Here is an 11,764-nt window from a genome sequence, read left to right as displayed (position 1 = left end):
TTAGCGGCAAAACCTTTTTATGACACTCTGCGACTATCAAGAGTACCCCCAATGTCCACCTGTTGGACAACGCATCCACAGTTTGGACATTGCGGAGGTGCCAATGCCGGTGCGAGCGCATAGCAATGGCGACCTGGAATATGTCCAATTCGCCATTGTCATGCACGGAACGTACTAGAGTTCGTGCGGCATTTCTTTCGGAAGCATCTCTTCGTCCTCCGGGTGTCGTGACAGGTTCCACAGGGCTAGTCCCAGCCCGCCCCAAACTGTTAAGACGGCAATGATCATCATGGTGATGGCTACCGGGGTCATGACTTCAGCTCCTTGATGTTGTTATCAACGTCGCCTTCAAGTTCAGCGGCGGTGTTGAATGCGTCGTACTCGGGATCCTTGAGCTTGGATTTATCGCTCCAGGGGATAAGGGTCAGCAGGATTGCTCCGACGATCAGCGCGCCGGCCATGCCCCAGCCAAAGACTCCGTTGAACCAGGCGGGGTAGCCCGAGTACTGTTCGGCGCTTTTGCTTTGAATCTCGTTGATGAGCATGTAGCCCAAAGCCACCGGCGCAACGCCTCCGACCAGGATGCGCCAACCGGTCCCCATCTTTACCGAGGAGGTCCGGTTGAGGTGTTTCTGGAGGCGGGGCAGGCTGCTCAGTCCTGCTGAAATCACGATGACCGAGATCAACGCACAGGCCAGAATACCGAACTGGTTCACGAACGCATCTGACGTATCCAGCAGCTGGATGCCCGTGGTGGTCGGGAACAGAAGCAGCGAGATTAGAGCAATCGGGATGGTGACGCTCAACGTGGCGCTCTTGCGGCTCCAGCCCAACTTGTCTTGGAAGGCTGCCACGATAACTTCCAAGATGGAGATCAGCGAGGTCAAGCCGGCAAAGACCAGCGACCCGAAGAACAGCACGCCCAGCACCGCTCCAAAGGGAGCTTCGGAGACGATCGTGGGGAAAGCCACGAAGGCCAATCCAATACCGCCGGACGCCACTTCATCCACGGCTGTTCCTGAGGCGACGGCCATGAAGCCCAAGGCGGCGAAGACGCCAATACCGGCGAGGATTTCAAAGCCGGAGTTGGCGAAGGCCACCACCATCCCCGAACCGGTCAGGTCAGTTTTGCGCTTCAGGTAGGAGGAGTAGGTGACCATGATGCCAAAAGCCACGGAGAGTGAGAAGAAGATGTGGCCGAAGGCTGCGGCCCATACGCCGGGGTTCTGCAGGGCTGCCCAGTCCGGGGTGAAGAACGCGTTCAGGCCCACCATGGCCCCGTCAAGGAACAGGGACTGCACTACCAGGATCACAAACATGATGACCAGCAGTGGCAGGAATACTGCGTTGGCGCGGGAGATGCCCTTGTTGACACCTGCCACCATGATCACAATGGCTATGATCCAGACTGCGAGCATGGGGAAGAAGACGCTGGAAACGAAGTCGAAGGACAATCCTGCAGTGTCCGCGGTCTGCAAGAACTCACCGAAGAAGAAACCCTCGGCGTCGTCGCCCCAGGCTTTGGTGATCGAGAACCACGCATACATGGCCGCCCAGGCGATGATGGCGGCGTAATAAACGGCGATGACGAAGCAGATCAGCACCTGCCACCAGCCGATCGGCTCGGCGGCACGGTGCAAACGGCGGTAGGCAAGGGGTGCGGAGCCACGGAAGCGGTGACCGATCGCGTAGTCCAGGAACAACAGCGGTATACCGGCGCACAATAGTGCCACCAGATAAGGAATCAGGAAGGCGCCCCCACCATTTTCATAGGCGACATACGGAAAGCGCCAAATATTGCCCAGGCCAACGGCGGAACCGATGGCTGAGAGGATAAAGAGTTTTCGCGAGGAGAATGTCTCTCGTGGGGCTGAAGCGGCTTTTCCGCCTCGGCCTGCGGGTGATGTAGTCATGAGGACACATTAACCCACTGACAGCTAACTTCAAGGTATTTGCTGTAACACCTTCCCATTTTCACAGCTAGAGGCCGGATTCTTCTCCACCGCGCTCCCACTCACCGGCCCATTCACCGAACAACAGTGACCGTTCTAGCCGGGGTGTCCCGCGGCAGGTAGAGCGCTGATCCAAGATATTTGGCGTTCAATATGTGCTTACTGAGTTTCATTCCGCTGTACTTGAAGTTGGCCTTGCCATTGACCAGCAGCACAGGGGCACCAATCTTGGTGTTCCAATCGTAGAACTGGACCCAACCTGTGGGCGTAGGCATATTTGCCAGCCTGGACGCAATCACCGCCTGGACCGTCACGGCCTGGCCTCGCGGAATATTGCCGTGATGGGAGGAATGGAATTCCGTGCGGACAGCTGCCATCCCGGACCTCACAGTGTGGGTGATACCGGCCGACGTCGACGAGCCAAAGTTTCCGAGCTGGTCCAGGTATTCGGCCGTGATGACATGTTTGCCGGGGCTAAGGGTGTCGATGGTGGCGCTGGCCCGCCAGTTAGCGCCCATATATGCCCAGGCAACTTCCACGCCGTCCACCCGGAAGGAAATCTCACCCACGGGCGGATGAGTCAGGGGGCCGCTCAGTGCTGAAACGTGGGCAGTGAGGGTCACCGACTGGCCTACTGCGGAGGTGGCCGACGGGCTTACCGTCAGCGTGGTCTGGGTTTCTGGTCCCGTATAAGCCATCACGGAGAAGCGGATTATCCGGGGTGCGAAGTTTGCGTCCCCCGAGTACGCAGCCCGGAAATAGTTTCCTCCCACGGTCAATGGCGGTGTTGAAAGAACATATCCACTGGGGATATCGCTGGTAGGGGACAGCGGATACGTATCGAGCGGTGTGTTGGAGGTATCTGTCAGGAGCGTGATGGTCCCCGTGGGGACGTTAGTGGTTGGCACGGCGGGGAGAACCTCGCCCAGTATGGTGGCCTGGTCACCGGCAAAGTTGATATCCACAGTGAAAGCGTTCAAGGTGACCGCCGCCTGTATGGATGGGGCGCCGGGAGCGGTGACAGCATTGGCCGGAGCCACTGCGGTGAACGCAAAAAGTAGGGCGGCCACTAACGGAAGCGCCAGATATTTTCGAATGATTCTGCGGGGGGACGCAGCAATAAGAGGGTTCACGGTAATTCTCACTTTCCTCACAACACAGTTGCGGAAAGTCCCCCGTACTTTCACCGGCCGCAGAAGGCCGACTGCCCAAGGCTATACCCGCGCCGTGGCCTGCCGAAGAGGCGCCATGGAGGCTCCCGTAAAAGCCCACCTAACCATGGTCTCGAACCGCGGTTAGCTAAACGTCACAACAAGTTCACACCCCGTGACCAGCCCCGAAACTCCGCTTCCCTAACGTTGCTGTTAGTGAGAAACGAAGAGGCACCGACACTGCACTTGCACCAACAGTGCACAGGCACCACACAGCGACCGGGAGGCAAGTCATGACTGTTGAGCAGATGAGCACCAGCAGCAAGAGCGTAAAAACAGGCGCCGGGGCAACAATCACCAGCACGCGGGGCCGGTGGCTCCACCACTGGAACGCCGAGGATGAGCAGCAGTGGAACAGCGTTGGGCGTGCCATTGCCAAACGCAACCTGGCCTGGTCCATCGCCTGCGAATTCCTGGGCTTCGTGGTGTGGCAGCTATGGTCCATCGTGGTGGTCTTCATGCCAGCGGCCGGATTCACCTTCAGCTCCGGAGAGCTCTTTTGGCTCATTTCCATCCCCTCCTTAGTGGGCGCCACACTGCGCATCCCCTACACCTTCATGGTGGCCCAATTCGGCGGACGCAACTGGACCATCTTCTCGGCCCTGCTGCTCCTGATCCCCACCCTCGGTATGGCATGGTGCTTGGGTAACCCGGAGACACCGTTCGCCACCATGCTCGTGGTGGCCGCTCTCGCTGGCTTGGGTGGCGGCAACTTCGCCTCCTCGATGGCGAACATCACCTACTTCTACCCCGCCCGTGAAAAGGGTTGGGCGCTGGGATTGAACGCAGCCGGCGGAAACCTAGGTGCCGCCGTCGCACAGTTCATGGTGCCGCTCGCGGTGACCGTATTGGCCGCGGGAACTCTGGGGCTGCCGCTGGCCGGACTCATGTGGGTCCCGCTGATCCTCATCGCCGCGTGGGGCGCCTGGAAATACATGGACAACCTCGCCAGCGCCAAGTCAGACATCGCCGGTTCCCTGGCATCCCTGCGCGAACCGCACCTGTGGATTCTGGCGCTGCTCTACATTGGCACCTTCGGTTCATTCATTGGATTCTCCGCGGTGTTCCCGAAGCTGATCATGGATTCATTCGGCCCCGACGTGGGCTTGAAGCTGGGCCCGGCCATCATCTCGCTGGCATTCCTGGGCGCGCTGATCGGTTCGCTCGCCCGGCCCTACGGCGGAAAATTGGCCGACCGCTTCGGAGGTGCCCGCGTCACCGTGGCCTGCTTCGGCGTGTTGGCGTTGACCGCCATGGTCCAGGTGGTGACCCTCCCGCTGGGCAGCTTCCCGCTTTTCCTCCTCCTGTTCCTGGTGCTCTTTGCCGCAGCTGGAGCCGGAAATGGCTCCACTTACCGCATGATTCCCATGGTCTTCGCCCTTCGCGCCAAAGCCTCCAACACTTCAGGGGACGCTTCCGGCAGCCATATGAGCGCCACGCGGAAGGGGTCTGCGGCATTGGGCATCATCTCCGCGATCGGCGCCTACGGCGGATTTGTGGTCCCGCAGGTGTTGAACGCATCCCGCCAGTCCACCGGTGGCTATGAAGGTGCATTTATCGGCTTCGTCGCCGCCTACCTGGTTCTCATGGCGCTGACCTGGGCCGTGTACCTGCGCCGCTCATCGGCCGCTTCGCTGGGAAACGTCTAATGTTCCCCACCATGCCCCGCACGACGCCGGATACGCCCCTTCCCTCCCCCGCGGCAGCTCCTGCTGCAGGGGAGAATGGGACGGACACTCACTGTCCTTATTGTGCTTTGCAATGTGCCATGACCGTCACAGCGCAGCCACCAGCGCAGCCGGAACCACAGGTACAGCCACCGGCACAGCCACCAGCACAGCCGGAACCCACCATTGCCGGCCGCGATTTCCCCACCAATCGCGGCGGGTTGTGTCGCAAAGGCTGGACGTCCGGCGCACTCCTGGGCCACGCCAGCCGGGTCACCACTCCCCTGCTCCGCGGCGCCGACGGTCAGCACCGCCCCATCGACTGGGAGCAAGCCCTTGACCTCATCGCCGAGAACGTCCTGCGCACCCGCGAACAGTACGGGGCCGACGCAGTTGGCGTCTTTGGCGGCGGCGGCTTGACGAATGAAAAGGCTTACCAGTTGGGCAAATTCGCCCGCCTGGCACTGGGCACCTCGCGGATCGATTACAACGGCCGTTTTTGCATGTCCTCGGCCGCAGCAGCTGGCAACAGGGCCTTCGGCCTGGACCGCGGCCTACCCTTCCCCCTCGCCGATCTGGATAGTGCTCACACCGTGTTGCTGCTCGGCTCCAACGTTGCCGAGACCATGCCTCCGTTCGTCCAACATGTGGCTGGCACCAGAGCCGCCGGCGGGTTCATCGTGGTGGACCCGCGGCGCACAGCCACGGCAGAATTTACCGCCGACGGTGCTGGTCTGCACCTCCAGCCTGTGCCCGCCACCGATCTGGTGCTGTTGCTGGGCCTGTGCCACATCGTCATTCACGACGGATGGGCCAACAAGGACTTCATCGACAACCGCACCAGCGGCTATGCGCAGCTGGCTCGCAGCGTGGCCTCCTGGTGGCCTGAACGGGTGCAGTCGGTGACGGGTGTGCCCGTGCAACAGCTACGCGAAACTGTCCGGCTTCTGGCCGAGGGAGCGAGGCATGGCGGCAGTTACATCCTCACTGGTCGCGGCGTGGAGCAGCATGTGGATGGCACGGACACGGCCACCGCCGCCATCAATCTGGCCCTCTTGCTAGGGCTCCCCGGCTCGGCCACCAGCGGCTACGGGACTTTGACCGGTCAAGGTAATGGGCAGGGCGGGCGCGAACATGGCCAAAAGGCCGATCAGCTCCCCGGCTACCGCAAAATCACCGACCCCGCTGCCCGCGCCCACGTGGCCAAGGTGTGGGGCGTGGAACCGGAGCAAATTCCCGGTCCTGGCATACCCGCCGTCGAGCTCCTTGCCTCGCTGGGCAAGCCCGACGGCGTGCGCACCTTCTTCATTCACGGCGCCAACGTGGCGGTGTCGGCGCCCAACGCCAGCACTGTGATCGAGGGTCTGCGCCGGTTGGACTTTCTGGTGGTTGCCGATTTTTTCATGTCCGAGACGGCGCGGGAGGCCCATCTGGTGTTGCCGGTGTTGCAGTGGGCGGAGGAGGAGGGCACCATGACCAATCTGGAGGGCCGGGTGCTGCGCCGCCGAGCTGCCGTGACCCCTCCTGCCGGTGCGCGTTCAGAACTGTGGATCATGGCCGAGCTCGCCCGGCGCCTCAATGCGCCCTCAACATTCAGTGCGGACCCGCAGACCGTATTCACCGAATTGCGTGCCGCCTCCGCTGGCGGCTTGGCTGATTATTCCGGCATTGATTACGCCCTGCTGGACGCCGGCGAGGAGGCCTATTGGCCTTACCCTGCCGGCAGCCATGGGACGCCTCGGCTTTTCCTGGACCGCTTTGCCCATGCCGATGGCAAGGCGGCGCTGACACCGGTATCGCCGTCGTCCCGTACTGAAAGGGACCCCCTTTTCACCGGCGCAACCTTGGCCTTGGTGACCGGCCGGCTGTTGGAGCACTACCAATCCGGTGCCCAGACCCGGCGGGTTGAGGCCTTGAGTAGAGCTGCCCCGCACGCCCAGCTGCTCATCCATCCGCTGGCTGCGCAGTCACGAGGAATTCTCGACGGCGCACATGTCACCATTGCGAACGGGCGCGGCTCGGTGCGGTGCACGGCCACGTTCAGCACAGCAATTCGCAGCGATACAGTCTTTCTTCCCTTCCACTTCCCGGACGCCGAGAACGCGAACGTACTCACCAGTGCGGCGGTTGATCCCATCTCCGGCATGCCGGAATTCAAGGCCAGCTCGGTCACGGTCACCGCGGAGATAAGCAACGACAGCAGCAACGCCAGCGCAGTCAATGAGGGCGCGGTCAAGGAAAGCGCATTGGAGGCAGTCGCATGATGAGCGCACCCCTGCACATAGTGGTCATTGGCTACGGGCCCGTGGCGGCCCGGTTGGCCGAGGAGTTATTACCTGGCCTCCAGCGCGGGGATTTGGCCCTGACCATAATTGGTGAGGAAAACGCCGCCGCCTACAACCGGGTACTGGTGGCTGATTTGGGCGTGGGCAGAACCACCGAGGAGGCCATGTCTGTCTCGGATGCGGCGGAGCTGAGAGCAGAAGGAGCTCAAGTGCTGCTGCACACAGAGGTCCGCCGGGTGGACCGCGCCCGCCGAGCAGTCTTGCTGGCCGATGGGGCCTGGATCGGTTATGACAAGCTGGTCTTCGCTACGGGCGCCCGCCCTGTGATCCCTCCCTTGCACGGGCTCAATCCGGATCCAACAGCACGGGCCCCGCTCCCCCGTGGAGTGAGTGCTCTGCGTGATCTTGCTGACGCCGCGGTGCTGCGCAATGCCGTGGAACGCAAGGAACACGTGGTGGTGCTGGGTGGGGGAATCCTTGGGTTGGAGGCTGCACTGGCCGCTCGCGAGGAGGGTGCCAGGGTGAGCGTGGTCCATCACGGTGCGCACACCATGGGCCGCACCATCGACGCCGGCGCGGGCCATACCGTGGCAGCCGCGCTGCGTGCCAGGGGCATCACTGTGGTCTCGCATGCGCGTGCTGTCGGGGTGGAATTGACTCCAGCGGACGACGGCGTTCCCGCCTTTTCCGGTTTGCTTCAGGACGCGGAGATGAGCATACAAGGGGAGCTATTGCTGCTCTCCTGTGGTGTGCGCCCGCGTATTGACGTGGCTGCAGGCGCGGGCCTGTCTACGGAACGGGGAATTTTGGTGGACCACCAGCTCATGGCGCATCACGATCCCCACGTGTTCGCCATTGGTGACTGTGCCCAGGTTCGTTGCCTGGATCCGCAGTGCGGTGACTGCGCTGAGCGTTCAGGGCCGCTGGGTTTGATCGGACCGGGTTGGCGGCAGGCACAATGGCTGGCCGATTTCTTAAGCGGTTCCGTCGCGGCGGCAGTACCGTTGCCTGCTGAACGGGCACCGGTGCTCATGCTCAAGGCTCGCGGTGTGGATGTAGCGGCCGCCGGGGACGTGACGGCCGGGCCCTTTGACGAAGCTCCCGGCTTAACGGTGAGCCAGTGGGCTGATCCCGAGCACGGGAAATATTTGAAGATGAGTACCCGAGGCGGTGTATTGGAGGGCTTTGTCAGCGTCGGCATGCCACGAGCTGGTGCGGAACTCACGCTGCTCTTTGAACGCGGGTCCGAGCTTCCGGCTGACCGTTCGGCGCTACTGCGCCTAGATGCTTCGGACAGGGACAGCTCTGTAGCTGCCGTGCCCGACCCGGCCAGGACGGTCTGCCGCTGTGCCGGTGTCACAGAAGAAGCCATTACCTCAGCGGTAACGGGCGGCTGTTCAACCGTCCCGGAAATTTCAGCCCTCACGCGTGCCGGAACCGGTTGCGGTGGCTGTCATGGTGAGCTGAAAACCCTGATCGAGGCTCATTTCGCCCCGGCAGCTGCCTAACCAGGCTCTGGGAAAGAAGGCCCCTGCGGGATTCATGCTCAGAGTTCAAGGGCCAGTGGCAAGGGTTATCTGGCCGTCGATTGTCCACGTGGCGAGCAGACTAAAGGGGTTCGGGGGAATTCCTGTTGTGCCGCGCCAAGGTAGCAATCGCGCCAAGGTAGCAATGGAGTCCCTAGAACATTTCTCTACCTTGAATACAGCCTCCCTCTACTTACTTATTCCGGCGCCTTGGATGTCTAAGCACGTAGCTGTCCGAGGAAAAACTGAGTACCACTACTGGTGCCCCGCCTGCCGTGTTCCCCTACACTCACTAAACAGCGTAGATTCTGCCCGCGTTGGAGGCTTCGAGGTTCCCCGTGCACAGGGAAACTTCCTTGGGCGGCAATGAGGTGGCAATGATGTCTTCTTCGGACAGATCGGGTCCAGTGAGTACTGCACGCAGCGGGCGCACCTTCCGTGGACTGGCACTGGCTCTGGGACTAACCCTGATACTGCCTTTTGCCGCGTGCTCCACTCCTGTTCCCACTACGCTCCCCCAACAACCTGATGCCGGTTGCACTTTTGGTTTGCCCATCAGGGAACCGCTTGAGACCACTGACAAGGTAGAGGCCAAGTACCTCGAAGACATCATTGTCTGCAGCAATCAAACAACTGGGGCGATCTCACTCACCAACAACAGCGAGATGGTCTGGGGATTCGCGGAGTCCTTCCCCGCGGAGCGTCTTAAGACTGGAACGCGCAGCGCTGAGGTCGCCCAATTTCACAACGCTATCCAGTCCGTGTACAGCAGTGCTTTTATGGCCCCTGGTGAAAGCATCACGGTCATCGGCGGAGCAGAATCACTCGCATGGGCCATTCACCCGGAGCTCAGCTTGGCCTGGACAGCGAACACGTATGTCATGGAACAATTCCAAGCGAAGAGCCTCGCAGCTGTAAGGACGGCAATGACCGATGGTTCACCCACGCATAAGGTCGTGTGGGACTGCACGGTGGCAGTGTTCGACGCCAGCGCCGGTGCAGAAGAGCTGCTGACCACCCCTGACTATGACCCGGCCCAACTCTTCACTGCCGGTTGGGATCTGGCGAGCTCAAGCGGACCTTGCGTTGATTCTTGGAAGAGTGCGGCGAAGGAAGTTGGCGAGGCAAAAATCCCCAAATGGTCCCAGTTCTTGGACAACGCCAGCCTCGCCCTGGAGCCCACGGCAGAACTTGGAGTGAAATCAACCAACCTGAAAAATGCTGTTCTCGGAACCGCGCCGCTACTCTGCGCCGCACTCCGCAAGGGATGTTGATCCTCTGCGCAGGAGAGCAACTGTAAACCGCGCCGTGGGATTTGAAAGCCGGTGTACCCAGTCCAGGCCTTCAACGGACTCCACCACGATTGTGAGTCCTATGCCTCGGGATGCGCAGCAGTCCGGGAACGGCTATCCGCGTCTGGATAGATGCTGCGCGTCTCCGAGCGTCGGTTCCTGCCGAGGAACCAGTCGGTTGGGTATATGTTCGGCAGGATCTTGGCGATGGACAGGGCCGCATACATCAGAGTGTTGATTGCTACAAAGGTTGCCCACACGGCAAACCATTCACTGTGCAACATTGATTCGGGGAGAACCACCCCAGTGGGTAGTGACATTTTTACGATCCCTCCACTTTTTCTTCGAGTTTTAATGTGTGTTCCAGGTGCGTCCATGCGGCACGGCGGCCCGTGGCACTGTCGATGATTCCCTTGACGTAAACCAGGTTCAAGTACATGTCGAAGCAGAGCTCGGGGATCAGCAGCGCAGCCAGCAAACGTGCACGCCACCCGCCCTTCCACACCGTGACGATGCGTTCAAGGGTGAACACCGCACCGAGGCCCAGCCAGAATGGGAACCAAATCCAGCTGTCCAACGCCAACGCCATGACCAGTAGCAGCGCCAGATAGGAGAACAGTGCGATGACGCCGTAGCCGATGCCCAGCTGCTGCGCCCAGTAGCGCAGTGTCTGCGGTGTCATGCCGTAGGCCCCGAGGTTTTCCAGGGCGCCGCGCTGCCACCGCAGGCGCTGGTTCCAAAGCGTCCGCCAGGTCGGCATAAGTTCTGTGACCACTGTGCATTCCGAAGGAGAAACGGTCAATGCGCCGAGCGATTTTAACGCGATTGTCAGCTCGTTGTCCTCAGTCAGTGCTGCGGTGTCGTAGACGTCGCCGGGGATTCCCGGCAGTACATTGCCCCGGTACGCGGCCACTTCGCGCAGAGCAACCGGCCTGAACAATGAAGCCGTACCAGTCAGAACGAACACGCGCCCACGGCGGCGTTTCAGCTCGCGTGAATACCTGATGTATTCGTTGCGCTGGAACTGCCCGATCAATCCGTGGCCGGGTTCCCCATGGAACAGGCCGCCTACGGCCATGAGCGCCCGATCGTTGGCGAAGCGTGAAGCTGCCGCTTCTAGGAAACCGTCATCAAGCTGGGTGTCCGCATCCATGATCATGACAATGTCATTGTCGCCTTGGAAGGGAAGAATGACCGACAGGACCTGATTCAGGGCCCCGGCCTTCTTGTCGGAGTTGCCAACGCTTGGCATGACTTCAACACCACGCTCCATGGCGATACGCTCGGTGCCGTCGGTGCAGTTGTCGGCCACCACAATCACTCGATCGGGTGCCTGGGACTGTGAAAACAGCGAATCAAGCGTGCCCTGAAGCGAGGCTTCCTCGTTGTGCGCCGGAAGCAACACAGTGATTTTGATGGGGCCCGCGAATACGCCGCGATTCTTGTTCATGATCAGCTTGGGCGCCAACGGCGTTGCCGTCACGTTGCCGGAGCGCCGGTAGCGCGTAGCGATACGACGCTCGATCATGGCGATGCCGGCCGCGAGCAACAGAGCCAGCGCGATAGCCGTATATATGACGGAACGGTTCGGGGCTTGGGTGTTGTAGAGGATGCTCCATAATCCAAAAAACGTGCCCTCGGAAGTCGTTCCAGCGTCGACGTTCAACATGGTTCTCACAGCAAACGTCAACAGGACCGCGGCCACAAGGGCTACCACGGCGATGAGGACCCCTGCCCAGCGGCTGAAATTCGGCTTATTCACACATGGAAGCCTAATCGAGTCCGACGGTTTTCCGGAATGATCGACGTTGTGCACTACGACTACTTGACT

9 protein-coding genes are annotated in these 11,764 nt (G+C 61.0%); 4 read left to right on the top strand and 5 right to left on the bottom strand.

What is annotated here, in order from left to right:
- Positions 1-174: 174 nt before the first annotated feature.
- The 3 genes from ACX80D_RS03220 to ACX80D_RS03210 all read right to left on the bottom strand — a co-directional run bounded on the left by ACX80D_RS03220 (position 175) and on the right by ACX80D_RS03210 (position 3,085).
- On the bottom strand, positions 175-312 hold the full coding sequence (locus tag ACX80D_RS03220; RefSeq protein WP_459321190.1) for a methionine/alanine import family NSS transporter small subunit: 138 nt from the start codon (positions 310-312) through the stop codon (positions 175-177).
- Positions 309-1,913, bottom strand: coding sequence for a sodium-dependent transporter (locus ACX80D_RS03215; protein WP_459321189.1), 1,605 nt, complete (start codon positions 1,911-1,913; stop codon positions 309-311). Before ACX80D_RS03215 ends, ACX80D_RS03220 begins: the two co-directional genes overlap by 4 nt.
- Positions 1,914-2,026: 113 nt before the next feature.
- Entirely contained in the window at positions 2,027-3,085 is a 1,059-nt protein-coding gene (locus tag ACX80D_RS03210; protein ID WP_459321188.1) for an Ig-like domain-containing protein, read from the bottom strand.
- Between the two features lie 311 nt (positions 3,086-3,396).
- Here ACX80D_RS03210 and ACX80D_RS03205 point away from each other — a divergent pair, with 311 nt between their 5' ends.
- From ACX80D_RS03205 to ACX80D_RS03190, 4 genes are all read left to right on the top strand, one after another.
- Positions 3,397-4,812, top strand: a complete 1,416-nt coding sequence (locus ACX80D_RS03205; protein WP_459321187.1) for an MFS transporter — start codon at positions 3,397-3,399, stop codon at positions 4,810-4,812.
- Between the two features lie 119 nt (positions 4,813-4,931).
- Positions 4,932-7,094 (top strand): molybdopterin oxidoreductase family protein, encoded by a 2,163-nt coding sequence (locus tag ACX80D_RS03200; protein WP_459321186.1) that lies wholly within the window; start codon positions 4,932-4,934, stop codon positions 7,092-7,094.
- Positions 7,091-8,623, top strand: a complete 1,533-nt coding sequence (locus ACX80D_RS03195) for an FAD-dependent oxidoreductase (protein WP_459321185.1) — start codon at positions 7,091-7,093, stop codon at positions 8,621-8,623. The genes ACX80D_RS03200 and ACX80D_RS03195 overlap by 4 nt, the downstream gene beginning before the upstream one ends.
- 425 nt (positions 8,624-9,048) lie before the next feature.
- Positions 9,049-9,915, top strand: coding sequence for a hypothetical protein (locus tag ACX80D_RS03190; RefSeq protein ID WP_459321184.1), 867 nt, complete (start codon positions 9,049-9,051; stop codon positions 9,913-9,915).
- 98 nt (positions 9,916-10,013) lie between these two features.
- On the opposite strand, the gene ACX80D_RS03185 is transcribed toward ACX80D_RS03190, so the two are convergent.
- Complete coding sequence (locus ACX80D_RS03185) at positions 10,014-10,253, bottom strand: hypothetical protein (protein ID WP_459321183.1); 240 nt, start codon at positions 10,251-10,253, stop codon at positions 10,014-10,016.
- 2 nt (positions 10,254-10,255) lie between these two features.
- A complete protein-coding gene (locus ACX80D_RS03180; protein WP_459321182.1) occupies positions 10,256-11,695 on the bottom strand; it encodes a glycosyltransferase family 2 protein in 1,440 nt (479 codons plus the stop codon).
- Positions 11,696-11,764: the final 69 nt, after the last annotated feature.

The sequence above is a fragment of the Arthrobacter sp. Sr24 genome (assembly GCF_054511175.1).
The sequence above is the reverse complement of the archived record's forward strand: the minus strand, read 5'-3'. Positions and strand labels throughout refer to the sequence as shown.